We start from the raw sequence: 20654 nt of genomic DNA, 5'->3' as shown, positions 1-20654 counted from the left end.
ACTTAATGGAAAATATTATTCTTTCGCTCCAGACCGTCGCCACTCTTGAAGTGATGATGGTCATTATCTTGTCTGCCGCCTATGGCATGCTAGTGGGCTGTATTCCAGGGCTTTCAGCAACCATGGCGACCGCGCTGCTGGTGCCCATCACGTTCTATCTGTCACCTGTCGCCGCTGTCGCATCCATCATCTCCGCTTCTGCTATGGCGATTTTTTCGGGTGATATTCCTGGTACGCTGCTGCGCATTCCCGGCACCCCGGCATCCGCTGCCTATATGGAAGAAGCCAATGCCTTTACGCGTCGTGGCGAGCCTGAAACAGCGCTGGGCACTGGGTTATGGTTTTCGGCGCTCGGCGGCATTTTTGGAACGGTGATCCTCGTGCTGGTGGCACCACTGCTGGCCTCCATCGCTCTGCAATTCTCAAGCTACGAATACTTCTGGCTCGGCTGCCTCGGTTTGCTCTGTGCGACCCTGGTGTCTAGCGGTTCGCATATAAAGTCTTTTGCGGCATTGATGTTTGGCCTGTTGGTGTCGACGGTGGGTATGAATAATGCGGCTGGTGTCCCGCGCTTCACTTTCGGCTCTTATGAACTCTATTCAGGCGTCGACGTGGTGTCAGCCCTGGTGGGGGTTTTTGCGGTTGCCGAAGTGATGCGCGCAATGAGAGCTCCTGCTACGCCCGCCGCGCCGCGTCGAAAGTTTGGCAGTATTTTGGGTAAGCAGTGGGAATTGACGCGACGCTACAAGAAACAGATGCTGCGCGGTAACTTGATGGGTGTGATGATCGGCGCGCTGCCTGGTGCCGGTGCTGACATGGCCGCCTGGGTCGCTTATGCCACCTCAAAGCGCTTTTCCCGCACGCCCGAGAAGTTCGGTACTGGTCATTCCGAGGGTCTAATCGAGGCAAGCTCAGCCAATAACTCTGCATTGGCGGGTGGCTGGGTGCCCTCGCTGCTATTTGGTATTCCCGGCGATACCATCACCGCCATCGCTATCGGTGTGCTTTATATGAAGGGGTTAAACCCGGGGCCCACTTTGTTCACTGAAAATGCGGCCTCGCTTTACTCGCTCTACTGGGTATTCCTGATCGCCAACATCATCATGATTCCCCTGGGACTGCTGATGATCCGCAGTACGACCTATGTGCTGCGCGTACCGCGCTGGACGATCATGTCCACCGTTCTGCTGTGCAGTGCGGTTGGTGCCTATGCTGTGTCGAACAGCCTCTTCTCCATTGTTGCCGTGGCCGCCTTCGGTGCCATTGGCTATGCGCTCGATAAGTACGGCTACTCCGTGGCGGCGTTTGTGCTGGGACTGGTGATGGGGCCGATGGTGGAGCAAAACTTAGTGACCTCTTTGATTAAATCGGGAGGTGACGTGACTCCCTTCTTTACACGCCCCATGTCGGCAATCCTGGCTTTCCTGACGATCGCTGCGCTGCTAGCGCCCTCATTGATCCGTTTATTGAGCCATCGCCGCCGGGCCGCTGTTTAATTCAGGCCACGCTTACTATTCACTACTATTCAAGGAATCTACTCCATGCCTACTACGCTCAAAAAGCCCATCATCCGTGTCGGGGTTGCCGGGGCGGGCGCCATCAGCCAGTTTCACCTGATTGGTTGGGGCGAGGTTGAGGGCATCGAAGTCGTGGCAATCTGTGATCCAGACATTGCGCGCGCCCAAGCCCGTGCAGAAGAATTTGGCATTCCCGGTGTTTATACCGATGTAGCTGAGATGCTGTCTGCTGAATCGTTAGATGCCCTGGATATCATTACGCCAGTCGGCTCACACGCGCCTCTGGTTCGGTTAGCGGCCGATCATGGCGTTCACGTGGTGTGTCAGAAACCGATGACCCCGACCGTGGCGGAGGCTGAAGAGCTAATCCGCGATATCGGCGACCGGGTGCGCTTCTGTGTGCATGAGAATTACCGGTTTCGTCCCCATTATGCCGAGGTGCGCCAGTGGGTTACTGAGGGGCGTATCGGCGAGCTTCAGCATGTTCGACTGACGATGCGTTCCGCCTCAATGGTGGCCGCTGAGGGCGAGACCCCATTTCTACTGGGCCGCCAGCCTTATCTTGCTGAATTTCCACGTTTGTTGATCTTCGAGATGCTGATCCATCAGATGGATGCGCTGCGCGCCATGGTCGGCGAGTTAGAGGTTACATCGGCGACCGTCTCACGCACTAATCCCACTTTAAAAGGCGAGGATACTGGCGTCATTGTCATGCGTCAGTGTGAAGGTGGCGCCTCAGTGGTGCTGGATGCCAATATCTCTGCCATGGGCTACCCGCCTTTGCCCACGGACCGCCTAGAGGTCATTGGTTCGCGAGATACCGTCATCATGGATCGTGACGAGATTTACCTTGTCAGCGACCCTGATAACCGCAAGAAGCACGATCTGAAGGCGAACTATCAAGCATGCTTTTCAGGTCTTATCGCCTCTTTTGTGAAAGGGCTTCGCGAGGGAACGCCTTTCCCAACGGATCGGCTCGATAATCTCGAGACGCTGCGCCTGATGGAGAGCGCTTACGAGGTGTCCGGCTGGAAGCCTTCCTAATAGCGATAAACTTTCGGGCCTTAAGGGCCCGATCCCTTTATATTGCCTCATTCTTAGGAAAATAAATTCTGCTTTGTCTATAAAAACGAGTTTTATTTAGGCTTGTTATCCCCCCTTAAGATCGTTATACCTAGGTGCCTTTTTGACTGCGCTTAAGCTCACTCAGTCGCTCACTTAAGACGATAATTAATGAAATGCATGGGCGTGAATGACACTTAAACGAGTGCTGAAAAACCAATGAGAGTTAAAAAATCAGCATAAGAAGCCCAATCACCACTAACAGGCCAATCATAAAAATAATGCCTACCGTGCTAGCTAAAAACTTCAACATAGCAATCTCTCCTTTCGTTTTTCGATTAGCTCATCTGTGAGCTAACGTTAGAAAAAATCAACGGCGCTGAAGGGTGCAGCAATATCGCTCCCGCTGCTGTTTAACGCTACCGTGCTGGCGTATAGCTGACCGTGCCATTTGAAGATAGGAGTTCAACCCACGGTGTGCAAACTAGCCTTATCGGCTAAAGGGGACACACATCACAGTAAGTGGATGATGAGAAACGAGAACGCCCCACCGAAGATTACAATGGCCAATAGGGCGAGTAACCCATCGTGGGCCACTAGCGAAAGCCCGAGGATTAGCAACGCCAGCCCGGCGGCCGAGGAAGAAAACGGCACCAGCTCCATCAACGGCATGCAGAGACCGAAGACGACGCACAGCATGGCAATGCCATAGCTGCCACTCCGATGCACTAAAAACGTTAAGCGTGGTTTAAGCACGCGGTCTATGCCGCGTGCTGGCTTGCTCAGCCAATCGAGCGCTTTTTGCAGTTTGCCGTGCTCAACCGAGCGGTTGAGGATAAAAGGAGGCAACCAAAATTTTTTCCGGCCAATCAGCATTTGTATGGCGACCAGCAAGACAAACACCGCCATGAAAAACGACATGCCCGGTATGCCGCTGAGCGGCGAAAATAGCGTGATGCCGATAAGCATCAACAACGGTCCAAACGAACGGCTGCCAATCGCTTCGACGACCATCCCAATGGAGACTTGATCGTAGCGCTGTGTTAGCCCGCCAACGCGATCAAGCAGTTGTTCAAGATTTTGTAACGGCTGGTTCATCCCTGATCTCCGTATCATCCGTTTTGCATCAACCATGCACTACTTTACGGTAATGTTATTTTCCACTGTCTTCACCTTATCTTGCTCCCGGGCGATGGCTTCAGCTTGGTCACGCTGTTGTGACGTCTCGACAAAACCGCTTAGGGAGGCATGGTCGCCTTCCAGGTCTACCGCGATGGCAGAACCAGCCAAGTCGGGTGCCTCAAGAAGCCGGGCCTTAATTTGAACCGCGGCTAGCGAGTCTTGTTGTGCAAGCCGAGCGGAATCATTGACGGGCGAGTTTGCACAGCCAACCAATAATGCGCAGAGCAGCAGGCTACGCACTCTCCACTGCGTGCACCAGTGATAGGGGGGCATTATTCCATTTCTCCCTCTTGAATGGCTTCGCGAGAACGGCTGATCAATCCCTGGCAATATTCCATCTTAGGGCCCGTGCCCACCTCCAGCAGTGGTAAGAGGGCGGTCAGCGGGCCAGCCAGGGCGCCGAGCACCGCGCTTGCCCCCGCGCGCATTATCAGCCCTTGGCGATGCACGCTTGTCTCAATATGGTTGAAAGTGCCCCCCAAGTGAAGCGGGGAGCGGCCAACCAACGCGCTGGGGTCTTTGGGGTGGGCGATGATGCTGATATCGACACGCTCATTATTTAAATTTACCTGGCCGCCAGCGGTAAAGGTGGTGTCGCGGGTATCCACAACGAACGTATCCAAGTGCGTTAGGCCATCTCTAGCTTGAAGGTCGGCGTAAGCGCAATCAACGGGAATGGGATTGCGGTCGCGCAGCCAACTTGCCAACGTTTGGCCAGCATCTAATCCTGCCATCTCGACCAGCAGGGCATCCAGCCTTCCGCCGGTCATCAACAGAACGACGCCGCCATCGGCAGAGGCCAACATTTCTGCAATGGAGGCGCCCTCGATCCAGAGCTTGCCGCGCCCCCCAATGGTGCCGGTGCTATCGTCAGCCAGCGCCCAGTGACGCAGTGCGTCGTCAATATCCACGCCCTGCACTTCCACCTGCAGCGTGCCGCTGGGTGGGGTAGTGACGGTATTTAGTGCGAGGGTGAGATCGACACTGCCCGCGCCTACTCCAAAACTCAGGGGCTCGAAGCGCCCCCGACCATCTTGAAGCGCAAAGTCGATAACCACATTGCTTAAGGGAACCTCCCCTGCGCGCACAGATTGGCCTTGGTAGCTTATATCCGCCGATACACCTTGCCATGCCTGAGTAATGATCTCAGTGTCGGGCAGTATAAAACGGTCGTCGGTGGCGTTTTCTGGGGTTTCCCCCGCCAGAAAGCCCAGGTCTTCAATATCGAGATGGGTCGAGCGTAGCGTCCCTGTCACTTTGGGCGGGCTGACGCCGGTATCGAGAGACAAGCGCCCATGGAGATCGCTGCCACCAATGATGCCTTGCAGTTCGGTAAACGCCCAGCGCTGGTCGTTGAGATCCAACTCCCCTGTGACCGAGTAGGCAGGCAGTGAGGGTAGGCCGATGCCGAGCAGGCGGCTCAGGCGCTGAGGGTTGGGCCCTTCAAGGGCGAGCTGCAAGTTCAGCCCTTGCAATGCCAGAGGGCGCCGCAGCGTGCCGTCTAGGCTGATGTACGTATCGACGATGTCGGCTTCTAAATCCACCGCATACGCGCGGCCGGGGTCGCGAGCATTGAGCAAGGGATCGCCTTGGAGCGAGAGGGTGGCTGGTGCACCGTCATAGTGGCCTTCACCCTCTAGTTGGAAGGTTTGGGTACCTGTCGTGCTGCCTAGGGTTTCCAGGGTAAATGTCATCTCAGTGCCAGCTTGTGGGTCACTAAAATGCAATACCGAGTGCTCAAACGCCAGCCGACCCAGGTACGGCCACCGCCAATCATCGCGCCTGCTGCTGGGGAGCGCTTCGCTGATTTCCAGGTGGAGTTCTCCTGAGGCGCGGCCAAGCCGGTCTTCGATGGGCGTGAAGGTGTCGTCCAGCCTGGATAGGGCGATATTATCCACATTGATATCAAGGTGCCCCGACGCAGGTGACTGTGCAGCATCTAGCATTAAGCTGGCGCTAAGCGAACCATCACCCAAGCGAAACCGAATCGGCTCGGCTTCCAGCTGGCCTGCTTGCAGGTTGGCCGCGAGCGTCAATTCGTTCAGGGCCAAGCCGTTGGGTAACACTAACGTATTGGCGTTTAGCGACAGTTGCCCATCGAAGGTACGCAGTGGCGCCAGGAAGGATTCGTCCACTGCCTCTTCGCTCTCAGTGGGAGTCGTCCTTTCTATGAGTTGAGCAAGTTGTATCCGACCGGCTTCCAGGTCCACCTCGACCACCGGCCGCTCGCCGCTGAGCACGTCGATACTGCCATTCACCTGGGTCGAGCCAATGCGTCCTTCAAGGCCCGTGGCGCTCCACTGATCATGATCGCGTACCAGCTCGCCGGTAAGCCTAAACCCAGGCAGTGGAGGCAGCACCGGCCCAAACCAGTTTTCCAGCTGCTGTGCGCTGTCGGCGGTGAGGGTCATGTCGGCGGCAAATGTTTGGGGCGATAGTAGCGATGTCAAGGTGGTATCCGCCTGCGCCCGCACAGCGTTGGAGGTGGCGTCGATATGCAGCGGGTAATCGTGCCGCAATGTGTTGTTTTCCAAGTTCAGCAAGTGCGTTAACGGGGCTCCCTGGGCCGCTAGTTGCAGTGGCTTGTCGCGCCAAGTGCCGTTGACGTTCAGTAGGAGCTCAGGCGGGGTTTGTTCTTCGCTGGTCGCGAGAGTGCCTTCAAGGTGGGTGTTTGCGTTTTGTTGCTGATAATCAAACCGTGCGTGGCCGATGTGCAGGTTTGCAAGCAGGGTCTCTAAGGCTAGTGTAGGGCGCTGTTCCATGGGCTGAAGCGCAAGGGCGATATCAGCGCTTAACAGGTTACCCGGCGGTAGCGCTGGGTCGATTTGCGAAAGATCGAGTTGCGACAAGGCTAGCTGGGCGTCTGCTTGAACGCTATCGGGGCTGCTGGTGAGCGCGATATCCGCTTGGGCATGACCGCCTGCGATGTCGAAGGTCAGTGGGGTGAGGACGACCGCGTGGTCAGCAAGTTCAAGCGCCCCTTGCATATTATGCAGCGTTGTTTGTTCAAAGATTAGGCGGTCTGCGGCGATCGATACGTTTCCGCGTACGGCCGGTAGTACGGGTATTGATAGGCCCTGACTGTCGTCGTTTCTTGGCAAGGCTGACTGCAAAGCAGCCACATCAATTGTCGAGGCATTTAAACGGCCGTCAAGGATGGGCACTTCACCGGACGTATCTAACGTCAGGTCACCGCTGAGCTGGCTTTCGGCCGTGGCGATAGCCACGTTGCTTAGTCGCCACTGATTGCCTTGGCGCGCTAAGTCAGCCGCTATCTCAAGATTTTCAAGCGCGATTTGAGGTAGGTGGAGCCATCTTGCCCAATCGCGGAGTTGATGCAGGCTTAACTCGCCACTCGCTTGAAAACGTTGTAATGAAGGCGATTGAGGAAGCTCGAACGTTGTGGTCAGCTGGCTCTCGCCAGCGCTGAGAGAAATATCCCCGCTGAACGCCTTGGTTTCATCCAAAAATGCAGCGATGAGATCCGTTTGGGCTTTCAGCTCAATCTCTCGTTGTTGAACATTTAAGGTCGCCTGGGTGCGTAAAGTCTCATCCCCCGCCTGCGTTTGAAGCGAAGAAATAGCTACCGATAGCGGATTGTCAGTATTGGCGCGCCAATAACTCACGATTGAGTCGGAGACAGCTAGAGAGGGCAGTGAGAAAGAAGAAGTGTTTTCTGCCGACGTTGATTGAGCGGTTTGCTCATCGCCCAATACCCAGTTAGCAGATGCGTTGGCGCGCTGCTCCAGGTTAAGTGTCGAACCAGAAAAATCCAGCTTCTCCAGCTTTACTTGGCCTTGCAGCAAATCAATAAGCGAGGGCGTCAATGTGACCTGCTTGGCGTTTAGTAGATTGTCAGCGGTAGCCCACTCGGGGTTGCTTATTTCCAATTGATGAAGCGCAAGCTGAGGGCGTGGAAGCAGGCTTATTTCCACATCACCATGGATCGCCACTGAGCGACCCGTTGCCTGCTCGATACGGTCAGTGATAACAGGCTTTAAAAAATTCCAGGGCATTAACGCTAAGGTAACGATGATAAGCACGACACCAATGAGCGGAGCTATCCACCATCGCCGTAGGCGTTTCGAATTCCGATACGGCATTATATTGAATACCTTTTATAAGCTAAATACTGAGCAATTTTCTCAATACGCTATTTGCCCTTATCTCATTAATATAGTCGCTGAGGTAAGTGTTTACCTTTGCGTTATGTGGTTAATGGTGATTAAAGTTATTTTTATTAAGCTGCTAATGAATATTTTAAAGTGAAATGAGTGATTGATTTTTATTTAATAACTTTTTTTAAAAAAATGGCTGGTCAATATAAGCATGAACGCACAAAGGGGGCGGAAATATTATTTATTTGATTGTGAAATCATTTAATATCAGTGCTTTATGGTGTTTTTGAGCGTTGGTGGGTAAGTTGCTGCGGTTCGCTAACGCTTAAGACAACACGCTTTACAGAAATAACGCTCTTTTCTAACGTGAAAATACACCAACGGACGGGAGACAGAAAATGTCAATCAAACGAAATGTTTGTGTCACCACGTTAGCAGTAACGGCTACCGCTGCCGCTTTACAAGCAAATGCTCAGCAAACCCAGGCCCAAGAGCAAACAGTAAGGCCTTTAGGGGAGTGGAATTACGAAAAGATATACCAAAAAGGCGGTATTAAAGCTGACAGCTTATTAGATGCTGAGGTTTTTGGTGAGAATGAGGATGAAATCGGCAGTGTCGAAAATGTGTTAGTGACCCAGGACAATAAAATTGCCGCTATCATCGCTCAGGTAGGTGGTTTCTGGGACGTTGGTGATACCCACGTGCTAGTGCCTTGGGAAGAGGTTGAGCTGCATGAGGATGGCGTAAGGGTGCCTGTCACCGAAGACAACGCCGAAGACTATGGATTATTTGACGCTGAAGAGTATGTTTCTCAGCAAGACCTTAGCCGAACCCAGCAAGTTGAAGATGATGTTGAGGCTGGAACGGGTGTCTGGAAGCTGACCGATTTGCTTAACGACTATGCGACGGTCGGAGATGGCATCGGTTACGGTTATATCGACAATATTCTCTTCTCGCGTGAGGGCGATGTGCAAGGCGTCATCGTAGAGACAGGTGCTGGATTTGGTTCTGGTACCTACGCTTATCCTTTCTATGGCTACGGCTATGGCTGGAACCCGGGCCACACCGCCTATTATACGCAGTATAATGAAGAGGACGTGGGTGAAATGGAGTCTTTTGATTACGAACAGTATGAAGACTTATTGGATGATTAAAACGTAGAGTTATTACTTTTTTCAGTATCAGGCACTTTCCAGGGAAGGGAAGTGCCTGATGGTCGGCATTAAGCGCCTAGGGGCGCCGTGTTTCGTTTGGCAGTCAACGGCCTAGCCAGCGCAGTTAGAAGGGTTGACCGTACGATAAATGGTCACCGCTTCTTCCATGGCCTGCTGCAGTGCCTCGATGCGTGACGCATGGGCGGGGTGTGTCGAAAGGAACTCTGGAGGCTGCCCACCACCGGCCACTGCCATGTTGCGCCACAGCGCTACGCTTTCTTGTGGGTCGAACCCTGCCTGCGCCATGATCGCCAAGCCCATTAGGTCGGCTTCTTCTTCATGGGCGCGGCTGAAGGGCAGACTGATACCGAGCTGGGCGCCCAGGCCCAATGCCTGCATCAACTGTTGCTGACCCATATCGCCCTCGCCTAACAACCCTACCACTAGCATGCCTGCCTTTATGCCAAGCTGCTGGGTAAGACGCTCATTGCCATGGTCCGCCAGCACATGACCTACTTCGTGCCCAATCACTGCCGCCAGTTGGTCTGGCGTCCCGGCCACCTTTAGCAGGCCAGTATGCACACCAATGCGTCCTCCCGGAAGGGCAAAGGCGTTGGGGGAATCGTCTTCAAAGACAACCACCTCCCAGGCCTCGGGGAAGTCGTCGGCAGAGTAGATGGCTTCGGCGGCAGCGACGATTTCTTGCGCCACGCACGCTACTTGGCGGTTAATGGCCGCGTCGCTTGAGACCGGCTGGTCACGGCGCAGTTGCTCGAAGGTGTCAGCGCCCATCTCTGCCATTAGGTGCTCGGGCACCAATGCCAGTTGGGAGCGGCCGGTGGGTGTTTCATCGCACCCGGCCAGAAGTGCCAGGGGCAACACCCCTAAAAGGGACAGTGAAATTCTCAGGCGCATCGCCTCTCTCATTGGTAAATTAGCGCATCTCGGCTCGGCGGGCAGTGCGAGCGCTGGCAAAAAAACAGGGCACACTGCCAGCATCGTGAGCGTCATTATCTCAGATGCTGGCAGTGTGCCCCTAGTGAAACGTGGGTCTTTCAATAAGCTTTAGACGTAAAAATCCAAATCCTCTTGGGCTTTTAGCAGATCGCGCATCTTAATGGGGTCATCGCCAAAGAAGAAGATCAACCCCCAATGTGTCCCAAAGGCGGAGCGGTCTGGCACGGTCTCTTCCGCTGGTGCCACGAGTTCGTGGGACTCAAAATAGGGATGCTCAATCGTTTCTTTGGGCATTTCCAGTTTGCTCACTACGCGGCGGCGGGGGTACACACCGAAACACCCTGCGTAACCCTTCGCATCGACCACTTCGCGGGGGAAGAAAGCCGCTACCTCCTCTTTTGTGCTTTTGGGGTCGAATACCAGCATGGATGCCTGGTAGGCGTTGAAGCCATACGCTTTTTCGATCAACTCAAACGCTTTGAAGCCGGGTGGGCGGTAGGCAACTTCGCCGAAGTACATCTCACCATCAGCCGTGACAAAGTACTCGGGGTGGATCAGACCGAACTGGATATCAAAGGTTTTGATCAATAGTTCGATCTGTTTGGTGATCGCATTACGCCAGCTTTCCAGTTCTGCGGTCGCGGGCACGAACACTGAGTAGCCCAGCGTCACGTATTCCGAAATGTTCAAGAACTGGATTTTGCCATCGTGAATCCAGGCCTCAACGGCAAATTCCCAGCCATCCAGGTGGCTTTCCATCAGCAAGGGATACTCTTCGTCCGGAATATTGTCGATTTCTTCAATTGTGCGGATCATTCGATGGCCGAGACAGCCGGCTTTATCGAAGGCCTTCACGTGAATCGGGTCGTCCGGGTCACCGTCAAGCTTCAGCAGTGTCTGGTTAACGCGTTTCATGAAGCGAACGATGTCCTCTTTCTCATGGGCCTCTTCAAATATCCCTACACGAATACCGCCAAGCTGCGCACGGCGCTTCATCAGCGCTTTGTCACGAAACAGGATGGATTGACCGTACATGCGAGGGCTATCAAGCAGCACGGAGTTGATCGCTCCGGACCACTCAACGGTTTCTTCGAACAGTGGAATGGCGATATCGACGCCTTCCTCTTTTAACCTTTCGGCAATTTCCATCGACCGATCATTCAACCGGATAAAATCCCATGCGATAAAGGGAATATTATTAGCAGTGCAGAAATCTGCGGCCCATTCAGGTGCCACGACAATATAGCGACGGTCGAATTGTTGCGCCGCCTTGATGGCATTCACGCTCCAGCCCAGCAGGGCGATATAACCCTTGTTGGGATCCTTAGGAGTTTCGGTGCCTTTCACCGAGTCCATTTCAGGATCACGCCAAGCTGCTACCGCTTCGGGTAATTGCTTTTCTGAGGTTATCGACATTCCGTGTTCTCCTTTGCTGGTTCATCCAGACTGACCGTGCCGACAAGGGCGCATCAGGTGAACGGGACTGCAGCCAATGTTGTTAAAAAGGCGGGTGAATAAGCCAGCGCTAGGGCGGGTTTAATCAAACCCATCTATGTATGAAACTAGACGAGTTCGTTACAATTAGCAATTAAGATGTAACTAGCTGTTAATTTTGAAGGCGTTTTCTGGCTGTTTTGCAGGATTAATTAATCGGAGTGGATAAAATCAAAGTAGGCTAATGTAGTGTTATCAGGTATGAAGTCCCTAAGTTATCGTCGAACGCTTATTTAATTTGTATATTCAAATTAACCTAAAAGAAGTGTGTTATCGATGGCTATAAAATTACTCGCCTCACCTCTTAATGATGCCGCGGTAAATTGAGGAACCCCATAAACTTCAACTTTTTTGTCATACTTAAGGCGAATCTTATTAACTAAAAGATCGAAGTCACCATCGCCGGAGACGAGCACGATGACGTCTGCCTGCTCAGCGTACTCCATCGCATCCAGCGCAATGCCGACATCCCAATCCCCTTTTGCAGAGCCGTCAGAACGTTGTATATAAGGTTTCAGTTTTACTTTAAAGCCAATCGCCCTGAGTATATTTTGAAACTCTCTTTGTTTTTGATCGCCTTTATCAATCGCATAACAAAACGCTTGCACGACGTCTCTATTAGCGGTTGCTTGTGCCCAGAACTTATTGTAATCAAAGTTTCTACCGTAGGCTTGGCGTGAGGTATAATACACGTTTTGAATATCAACAAAGATTGCCACTTTTTCCATTAGTATTGAACACTTCCTGGGTGATGTTTGGTTGGTATTTTAATTGGCTATCACTGGCTGATTAAGTTACTAAGCCGATCGGATTACTTGTCAACTTTAGTACTGAGATGCTCGGTTCGCAGCGGGGTTAATGGCTACTGAACGGAGCCTGTTAATTTGGTCCATATGGCTATCCGCGTGGCTGATTAGAGTGTCGGCCCCTTTTGAGTGGTGATCGGTCATTAGCACCGTGAACTCGTCTCCGCCCATGCGGGCCACGGTGTCTGTTTCACGCACACAGCTTTCAAGCCTATTGGCCATTATGCAGAGCACTCTGCCAACGACCGCGTGCCCTTAGGTATCATTAATCATTTTAAAATCATGTATGTCTAAACACAGTAACGCAAGAAGAGTCTGGTGGCGATGCGCCGAACTCAGGTCCGTGGCCAGCCGGTCATAGAACAGTGCTCGATTGGTGAGTTTTGTCAGTGGGTCATGATGGGCAAGAAAGCGTAACTCTTCGGTCTGCATCAGCGCTGTGACATCACGCGCCACACCAATGCGTACGCATTATCGAAATATGAGTACAAGCCTCAATAGTTGGCTGTTAACAACTTATTTGACGCCTATCGGTGATAAATGGCGTTTTAACGCAACTTTAAACCAACATAAAGACCAAAAAAATAAGCCTTATCACACGCTATCGTCATTCAAAAGACTGATATTTTGGATTATAAAGGACTGAGGTTCGTAGCAAAATACGGATACGGTAATGAATGCACAGGAACAGGATCGCCTGTTTGCTCTTCGTCAGCTAAATTTGCTGGATACGCCGTCGAGTGAAAGTTTTGACCGAATCACGCGGATGGCGAGCCAATTGTTTGGTTTGCCGATCGCGGCGGTGTCGCTGACCGATGAGAATCGCCAGTGGTTTAAGTCCAGAGTAGGTGTCGATCACTGGGAAATACCGCGTGAAAAGGCGCCTTGTGCGGCTGTTTGTGCCTCCTCGCAACTGTTGATTATTCCTGACCTTCTTACCTCTACTTGTTATCAAAATAGCTATCTGGCGAGTTCTGGTATCCGTTTTTATGCGGGCGCACCGCTCGTCACACGTGAAGGTCATACCCTGGGCGCGATGTGTGTGTTGGGTACACAGCCACGTGAAGTGTCTGAGCAAGAGCAGGCAACGCTTTGTGACCTAGCGGCCATGGTGATGGCTCAGATTGAGTTGCAGCATGCGTTCGGCCGGGTTGACCCGCTGACCGGCCTTTCCAACCGTAATCAGTTCGATGAAGATCTTCAGGATATGGCGCGGGATCAACCAAGCCATCGGAGAGCCGCGCTGTTTACCGAGGTGGTCGACGCCAGTGAGTTAAGTGCGCTGCACCGAACCATGGGGCCAGCTTTTCTTGACGAGATGGCGCGTGTAGCCGCCCGCTACCTACAACAAGCCATTGGCCCTGCAGAGAATCTTTATCATCTGGGTGGGTGTCAATTCGTGCATCTGGTAAATCAAACGAGTGATGCAGAACTGCTAGCAGAGGCGTTGCGCCTACGTCAGGCACTGTTAACGCTCGAAACGACCCGTTCAGTTCCAGTATTGGTTTATCCGACCATCGGTATTGCGCCCTTTTGCCTGGGCGAAGTCGCCACCGCTGATATTTTACGCAGTGCCTACGCCGCTTGCCTGGATGCGCGTCAGGCGGAAAAGGGGGCGGGGCTCTACTCCTCGTTGCTGGATGCTCATTATCAACGGCGTTTTATCCTACTCGGTGACATTGGCCGCGCGCTAGAAAACGATCGTGAATTTTACTTGGTTTTTCAGCCTCGTATTTCCCTTCAGAGCGGCGAGTGCTTGGGCGCGGAGGCGCTGTTGCGCTGGTATCATCCCACGTTGGGAGAGGTGTCGCCTGGCGAGTTTATTCCCCTTATCGAAAATACGCCGATGGTCAAACCCTTAACCCAATGGGTATTGCGTCACGCCATTGGCCAGGCAGCAGCTTGGTACCGGCAGGGTAAGGTGTTGCAGATTTCGGTCAATGTGTCAGCGACGAACCTTGAGGAGGAGGACTTTGCCTTGCGTCTGCTGGATGAACTGGCACGCATGGCATTACCCAGTGCCGCTATCGAAATAGAGCTGACTGAAAGCGCGCTGATTGGCCAGGGGCAGGTGGCGGCTGACCAGCTCAAGGCACTCATCGCCGCGGGGTTGCGTATCGCCATCGATGATTTCGGTACTGGCTACAGCAGCCTTTCCTACTTGCATGAGATTCCTGCCCATACCGTGAAGATTGATCGCCGCTTTATCATTGCCCTTGGCGAAGAGGCGCGCACTGAGACGCTGGTTAACGCCATGATCTCGATGGCACATGACCTGGGGTATCGCGTAGTGGCCGAAGGCGTCGAAAGCGCTGCTGCTTATCAATGCCTTGCCCAGCTAGGTTGCGACGAAGCACAAGGCTATTTCGTAGCCAAACCGCTATTGCCCGAGGTTTTCGAGGAGTGGCTGCAAGCGCCTGCGACCCAACGCTTCAAACCCCACGACTCCGCTACTATCGGTAAGCACTAATAGCCCCGACTCCAAACGCTGTTCAGGCTTGTGCCCACATAAAAGTTGGGCCTAATGGTGTGGGCAATCAAGTCAATGGCAGCAGTGAACCGGCTAATATTAGGCTTGGTGAAGCCGAAGAGATCATAACGAAGAGGTAGCGACTATGGCACCGAAGCTGTCAGTTTACATATTGTCGTTTGCTTCATAGCCAGGAAGGGTAATGCTTTCTTGCCTATCAGATAATTTAAGTTAACCGTGCGCTAACCCATGACGGCAAGATGAGAATTCTCTTGGGATTATACTCGCTCCCATATCCAACGCTGATTCGATCAACTGATAGCTTAAGTTAAAGCTGAGCATGAAAGGGAGGTCTTGCTCTTGCGTTAACACTTAGACTCTTGGTTTAATCGTTCCTACTGGTTTTTTTCAAAAAAAATAAGGGTTTTTGTGTAGTTTTTGTTGTGTATTTAGATTTTAAAAAAGTTAAAAAACGTTGTGCGATTTCACTTTGTTGTGAGTTAAAAGATTAGCGTTTAGTGGCGAAAGGATCTAACCGGTAGGAGTGCTGCGTGAAGAAAAGCATGGGTGGAGGCTTGAATGAACCCTAAGGGGAGTACTGACTCAACCATTCGAGTGGTGGTGGTCAACGAGAGCGGCTTTATCCGAGAGGGGATCTGCCAAGTTATTGAGCGTTTTGACAATATTGAAGTAGTGGCGAGTATCCCTTCACCTCATGAGCTAAGCAATATGGTTCAGCAGACGCGCATTGATGTCGCTTTGATTGATGCACAGTTACCCAATCAAGCTGGGTTTGAGGCGACACGCCGTTTACATCAAAGCGATGCCAATACGCAGGTGGTGATTCAGTCGGTTAATCCGACCCTTGCCGAGGTAAAACGCGCCTTTCAAGCCGGTGCGAACGGCTTTCTGTTACGCGAGGCGGGCGTTGATGAGCTTGAAATGGCCCTTCACTCTGCGGTAAAAGGCCAATTCTTTCTTTGCCCAACGATTATCAGGCGTTTGTCTGAAGGGCGGGTAGAGGAAGCACAACCAGAGGTAGATCATAAACCACACATCATTGCGCAAGACCGTCATTCAATTGACGATATTCTAAGTAAAGCATTGCGCTTGGGTATCCTTCGTCAAGAACAATGATCAGGGTTTTTGCTTATACTGATTTAGTAGTCAGTGCGTTAATGTGCATATTCATACAGGCGCAACCGGTTTTTATTACTGGCTTCTTTCTGGCTCTTTGCACACATGAGCGGATGACACCTAACAGCAATATTAAATCGGTTGAATCCGCGTTAGCAAGGGAGCTTATTTTCAAGTTTTACCTTGTCAAGGTTCGCGACATATTTCCATGAAACGATTTGAAGATACCATCCGGATATTACTAGCCGATGAACACCTGTTAGTACGCTCCGCGATCAGTCGCCTTATCGGAACGTTCGATAATATGACAGTGGTTGCTGAAGTGGATTCTGAGCAGCAACTTATGAAAGAGGCTGCCCATTATCAAGCTGACGTAGCGCTTATTGATGCAGCGGTGGTCTCTTTGAAAGGGCTAGAGTCGTTAAGTCGGCTAACCGATCTCTGCCCCGGCATCAAAGCGGTCGTGCTATCCAATTACTATAGCGATAATTTTATTCGGCATTTGTTTGAGAGAGGCGCTTATGGATTCCTGCACAAAAATGCTGATGTAAATGCGCTTGAAACGGCCATTCGGAAAGCCATGCTTGGTGAGCGTTTCGTGTTCCACAAAATGGAGCCCGACCAGTTCGTGGATGCCGCTAGCGTGGTAGGAACCGCGTCGGTGAATGGTAACCCCTTAACCTCACGCCAAAACGAGGTGCTAAAGCTGGTGGCACGCGGTTTTCGGAGCAAAGGGATCGCCGATCAGCTTAACGTGAGTATCAAGACTATCGAGACTCACCGTGCTGATATTATGCGGCGCCTAGGCGTTAGGCACACGGCTGGCTTAGTCCATGAAGCCATACGGTTAGGCTTGTTAGTGTCGCCGCAAGAGTATGACGAAAATGAGTAATACACGCGAAGAGTGGGGTGAAACCGCACTAACACATAGCGAGCAATCGTTCTGCTTTTTAGTGTGATTTCACCCTTACCGCCAAACTAACTTCTTTTAGACGCGCCTAGCGTATATAAAAACTCAAGCCCTAACGTCGCGGCGGCAAGCGAGGTGATGTCACCGTGATCATAAGCGGGATTCACTTCCACTACATCCATGCCGATAAGCTCCATCCCCACCATCCCGCGAATCACTTTCAGCATTAAATCCGTCGACATACCACCACAGACTGGCGTGCCGGTGCCGGGGGCGTAAGCCGGGTCGAGGCCATCAATATCCAGACTGACGTAAGCAGGGTGGTGACCCACTTTGGCGCGAATACGCTCCAGTACAGCGGCTGCACCGTGGTCGTTGACCCAATCCGCATCTAGCACTTCATAGGGGTGATTGTGGCGATCGTAGCTGGTGCGAATACCAATTTGCAGCGAGTGCTCGGGCACGACCAATCCCTCTTTGAGGGCGTGATGGAAAATCGTGCCATGGTCAAAGCGCGTGCCTTGCTCATAGGTGTCGGTGTGAGCGTCAAAGTGAATCAGTGCTAGCGGCCCGTGCACGCGTGCGTGAGCGCGCAGTAGCGGCAGGCTAATGTAATGGTCGCCGCCCAGAGTGAGCATCTTTTTACCCGCACTTAGCCAACGCTGGGCATGATTTTCCAGGTTATCGACCAAGCTTTCGGGTTCGCCGTAGGCGTAATCCACGTTGCCTGAATCACATACCTTGAGGCGCTCTTCCAATGCAAAATCCCAGGGCCAGCGCTTGCCTTCCCAGATCAAGTTAGCGGTACTTTGACGAATAGCATTCGGCCCCATGCGAGTACCTGCACGGCCAGAGCACGCCAGATCAAAAGGAACGCCGCTCACCACGACCTCGGCATCCGTCGCGTGCGGGTCAGTGGCTTTTGGCACGCCCATGAACGTAGAGATAACATCACCAAACAGGCTGGGCATGATCTGTGATTGGTTCACCTAAAGTGTTCTCCTATTGGCGTGCAATGACAGTGCGGCTAGCGCAGGGAGCTACAAAGAAGCGCGACGATAAAGAATTTTTAGCAATGAATAAAATGAATGTTTAGAATGAAAACATTCACCATATAAATAATGAGACGTTATGCGTTCGCTGCGCCAATTTGACCTAAACCTGCTGCTGGTATTCGAAGCGCTCATGCGCGAACGCCACGTTACGCGCGCAGCTGAACGGCTCTATTTAAGTCAACCAGCCTTGAGCCATTCGCTTAAACGCTTGCGTGAGTCACTGGAAGACCCGCTGTTTATTCGTACCGAAAAAGGCATGCAACCAACGCCACGGGCGCAGGCGCTGCAACCAGTCGTGCAGCAAGCGCTGGCACTGTTGCGGGAAGGCTTGGCGCCGCCTGCGCTGTTTTCACCCGCTAATAGCACCCGTCGTTTTACCCTGGCGACGACAGATTATTTTGAAGAGGTGATGTACCCAACCTTTCTTAGTCAATTGCTGGCCTATGCGCCGGGTATCAGTTTTTCCATTGAACTCATTACCCAGGAGGTACTAAGCGAAGGGCTAGAGCAGCGCCAAGTGGATATGGTCGTTGGGCTGGATAGCCAAAGCGTGCTACCCAGCGGCGTGATTCAGACCCCGTGGATGAACGAGGAGCTAGTCTGCCTAGCCGCTAGCCATAACGAGCGCGTGGGAGAGGCGTTGGATATCGCGCAATTTGCCCGTGAGCTTCATGTGGAGTTGGCCGATATCAGCGGCCTGCTGCCCAGTAACATCGATAGCTGTTTAGCGCAGCACGGCTTGACGCGCCGGGTAATCTCCAAGAACCTGAATTATATTGCAGCGGCCCGTGTAGTGGCGCTGACCGAGGCGATCATGACCCTGCCTCGGCAAATGGCCGAACGTTTTGTGACGATGTTGCCGGTGCGTCTGGTAGAGCCACCAAAGGAACTACCGGCGCTTAAAATGACGCTGATACAGCATGGTCTCTATGCCAATCAGCCTGCCAATGCATGGCTGTATGGCGTATTGACTGAGTTCGCCAACCGGTTTAATCATTAAAAAAAGGAGAGCCATAAGCGACCATCATCAGGGTGAGACTACACAAATAGGTCTATGTTGTTGTTATACAACTCAGTTGAATCAAAGGTTGAATAGTATCTGGCAGCCACGCCGTAAGATCCTAGACTGCTAAAAGGCGTTATGAATGACGCTGTTATAGTGCCTTGCCAAGTGAATAATGGCGCGGCAGAACTATCAATAATGGGAGAACGCGAGTGAAAATAGGCGCACCGAAGGAGAGTGCCCAGGGGGAGGCGCGTGTCGCGCTCACCCCTGAGAGCGCAAAACAGATCCAGAAGCTAGGCCATGAGTGCTTGGTGGAAACCGGCGCTGGCTTGGCCGCGGGCTTTAATGACGACACTTATCGCGATGCTGGCGTGACCGTAGTAGACGGGGCTGACGCGCTCTGGAACGACGCTGAGGTGGTCATTAAAGTCCGCGAGCCCTCAGACACAGAAGCCGAACGGCTGCGCGAAGGCCAAACGTTGATTGCCTTTTTCTGGCCAGCGCAAAACGAAGCGCTGCTAGAGAAGTGTAAGGCTCAGGGCGCCACCGTGATCGCCATGGATATGGTGCCGCGGATTTCACGGGCGCAAAAGATGGACGCGCTCTCCTCAATGGCTAACATTGCCGGTTACCGCGCGGTGATTGAGGCGGGCAATAACTTTGGTCGCTTCTTTACTGGCCAGGTAACGGCGGCGGGTAAAGTGCCCCCAGCCAAAGTGTTGGTGATTGGGGCCGGTGTGGCCGGTTTGGCGGCGATCGGCACGGCCACTAGCCTGGGCGCCGTCGTACGCGCCTTTGACGTACGCCCCGAGGTTTCTGAGCAGATCGAATCCATGGGTGCCGAGTTCCTATTCCTCGATTTCGAGGATAGCCAGGACGGTTCCGAAAGCGGTGGCTACGCCTCGCCCTCGAGCCCGGAGTTCCGCGAGAAGCAGCTTGAGTGCTTCCGCGAGCAGGCAGCAGACGTGGACATCGTGATTACCACCGCGCTGATTCCCGGCAAGCCTGCGCCCAAACTGTGGCTGGAAGATATGGTTGCGGCCATGAAACCCGGCTCGGTGATTATTGATCTGGCGGCTGAGAAGGGCGGTAACTGCGACTTGACTAAGCCTGATGAGCGCGTGGTCTCGGATAATGGCGTCGTGGTGATTGGCTACACCGACTTCCCCTCGCGCATGGCAACGCAGTCATCGCTGCTCTATGCGACTAATATCCGCCATATGTTGACTGACCTGACACCCGAGAAAGAGGGTGTGATCAATCACAATATGGACGATGACGTCATTCGTGGTGCTACGGTGACGCACCAGGGCGACATTACCTTCCCGCCGCCGCCACCCAAAGTAAAAGCGATTGGCGCATCAAAACCGAAGAAAAAAGAGAAAGAGCCGACGCCGGAGGAAAAAAAGGCCGCTGAGCTAGCCACTTTTAAAGCGCAAACCAAGCGTCAAGTGGGTCTCCTGGCCGTGGGTGGCGCGCTGATGCTGCTGCTGGGACAAGTAGCGCCAGCCTCTTTTATGCAGCACTTCATTGTCTTTGTGCTGGCCTGCTTTATCGGCTTCCAGGTGATTTGGAAAGTGAGCCACTCGCTGCATACACCGCTGATGGCGGTGACCAATGCGATCTCGGGCATCATTATTTTGGGGGCGATTCTGCAGATTGGCTCCGGCAGCGCAGTAGTAAGTGTGCTGGCGGCGATTTCGGTACTGATCGCATCAATCAATATCGTGGGTGGCTTCCTGGTGACACGCCGGATGCTGGCCATGTTCCAAAAATCCTAAGCGGC

The 20654-nt window shown here is 52.8% G+C and carries 16 protein-coding genes and 1 pseudogene; 8 read left to right on the top strand and 9 right to left on the bottom strand.

Translation table 11 applies throughout. The features are described from left to right. The first annotated feature begins 5 nt into the window (after positions 1-5). Positions 6-1496 carry a tripartite tricarboxylate transporter permease gene (locus ACUN8H_RS09940; RefSeq protein ID WP_445531979.1) on the top strand — a complete coding sequence of 497 codons (1491 nt, stop codon included), beginning with the start codon at positions 6-8 and terminating at the stop codon, positions 1494-1496. Positions 1497-1541: 45 nt separating this feature from the next. Continuing rightward, the gene (locus ACUN8H_RS09935) at positions 1542-2561 is read left to right on the top strand and encodes a Gfo/Idh/MocA family protein (RefSeq protein ID WP_445531978.1); all 1020 of its coding nucleotides are present in this window, start codon (positions 1542-1544) and stop codon (positions 2559-2561) included. Positions 2562-2805: 244 nt separating this feature from the next. Here ACUN8H_RS09935 and ACUN8H_RS09930 read toward each other — a convergent pair whose 3' ends face one another. From ACUN8H_RS09930 to ACUN8H_RS09915, 4 genes are all read right to left on the bottom strand, one after another. After that, positions 2806-2892 carry a hypothetical protein gene (locus tag ACUN8H_RS09930; RefSeq protein ID WP_443089279.1) on the bottom strand — a complete coding sequence of 29 codons (87 nt, stop codon included), beginning with the start codon at positions 2890-2892 and terminating at the stop codon, positions 2806-2808. Positions 2893-3092: 200 nt separating this feature from the next. After that, positions 3093-3677, bottom strand: coding sequence for an exopolysaccharide biosynthesis protein (locus ACUN8H_RS09925; protein ID WP_445531977.1), 585 nt, complete (start codon positions 3675-3677; stop codon positions 3093-3095). A gap of 39 nt (positions 3678-3716) precedes the next feature. Then, positions 3717-4034, bottom strand: coding sequence for a BON domain-containing protein (locus tag ACUN8H_RS09920; protein WP_445531976.1), 318 nt, complete (start codon positions 4032-4034; stop codon positions 3717-3719). After that, positions 4034-7864 carry an AsmA family protein gene (locus ACUN8H_RS09915; protein ID WP_445531975.1) on the bottom strand — a complete coding sequence of 1277 codons (3831 nt, stop codon included), beginning with the start codon at positions 7862-7864 and terminating at the stop codon, positions 4034-4036. The genes ACUN8H_RS09920 and ACUN8H_RS09915 overlap by 1 nt, the downstream gene beginning before the upstream one ends. Before the next feature lie 413 nt (positions 7865-8277). On the opposite strand from ACUN8H_RS09915, the gene ACUN8H_RS09910 reads away from it, so the two are divergent. Next, positions 8278-9033, top strand: coding sequence for a PRC-barrel domain-containing protein (locus ACUN8H_RS09910; RefSeq protein WP_445531974.1), 756 nt, complete (start codon positions 8278-8280; stop codon positions 9031-9033). Positions 9034-9144: 111 nt separating this feature from the next. On the opposite strand, the gene ACUN8H_RS09905 is transcribed toward ACUN8H_RS09910, so the two are convergent. The 4 genes and pseudogenes from ACUN8H_RS09905 to ACUN8H_RS09890 all read right to left on the bottom strand — a co-directional run bounded on the left by ACUN8H_RS09905 (position 9145) and on the right by ACUN8H_RS09890 (position 12656). Next, positions 9145-9948: a M48 family metallopeptidase gene (locus tag ACUN8H_RS09905; protein WP_445531973.1), complete on the bottom strand. Its 804-nt coding sequence runs from the start codon at positions 9946-9948 to the stop codon at positions 9145-9147. A gap of 150 nt (positions 9949-10098) precedes the next feature. Continuing rightward, complete coding sequence (locus ACUN8H_RS09900; RefSeq protein WP_445531972.1) at positions 10099-11406, bottom strand: ATP-grasp domain-containing protein; 1308 nt, start codon at positions 11404-11406, stop codon at positions 10099-10101. Positions 11407-11735: 329 nt separating this feature from the next. After that, on the bottom strand, positions 11736-12212 hold the full coding sequence (locus ACUN8H_RS09895; protein WP_445531971.1) for a LabA-like NYN domain-containing protein: 477 nt from the start codon (positions 12210-12212) through the stop codon (positions 11736-11738). Between the two features lie 96 nt (positions 12213-12308). Beyond that, positions 12309-12656, bottom strand: a pseudogene (locus tag ACUN8H_RS09890) (diguanylate cyclase domain-containing protein). 307 nt (positions 12657-12963) lie between these two features. Here ACUN8H_RS09890 and ACUN8H_RS09885 point away from each other — a divergent pair. From ACUN8H_RS09885 to ACUN8H_RS09875, 3 genes are all read left to right on the top strand, one after another. Next, a complete protein-coding gene (locus ACUN8H_RS09885; protein ID WP_445531970.1) occupies positions 12964-14760 on the top strand; it encodes a sensor domain-containing phosphodiesterase in 1797 nt (598 codons plus the stop codon). Positions 14761-15339: 579 nt separating this feature from the next. Continuing rightward, positions 15340-15897, top strand: coding sequence for a response regulator (locus ACUN8H_RS09880; RefSeq protein ID WP_445531969.1), 558 nt, complete (start codon positions 15340-15342; stop codon positions 15895-15897). A gap of 208 nt (positions 15898-16105) precedes the next feature. Further along, the gene (locus ACUN8H_RS09875) at positions 16106-16789 is read left to right on the top strand and encodes a LuxR C-terminal-related transcriptional regulator (protein ID WP_445531968.1); all 684 of its coding nucleotides are present in this window, start codon (positions 16106-16108) and stop codon (positions 16787-16789) included. A gap of 86 nt (positions 16790-16875) precedes the next feature. Here the strand turns inward: ACUN8H_RS09875 and speB are convergent, their stop codons facing one another. Beyond that, complete coding sequence (speB, locus tag ACUN8H_RS09870) at positions 16876-17778, bottom strand: agmatinase (protein WP_290702398.1); 903 nt, start codon at positions 17776-17778, stop codon at positions 16876-16878. Positions 17779-17938: 160 nt separating this feature from the next. Here speB and ACUN8H_RS09865 point away from each other — a divergent pair, with 160 nt between their 5' ends. After that, positions 17939-18862, top strand: a complete 924-nt coding sequence (locus tag ACUN8H_RS09865) for a LysR family transcriptional regulator (protein WP_445531967.1) — start codon at positions 17939-17941, stop codon at positions 18860-18862. Between the two features lie 215 nt (positions 18863-19077). After that, a complete protein-coding gene (locus ACUN8H_RS09860; RefSeq protein ID WP_445531966.1) occupies positions 19078-20649 on the top strand; it encodes a Re/Si-specific NAD(P)(+) transhydrogenase subunit alpha in 1572 nt (523 codons plus the stop codon). Positions 20650-20654: the final 5 nt, after the last annotated feature.

The organism is Vreelandella sp. V005 (genome assembly GCF_052645115.1).
The sequence above is the reverse complement of the archived record's forward strand: the minus strand, read 5'-3'. Positions and strand labels throughout refer to the sequence as shown.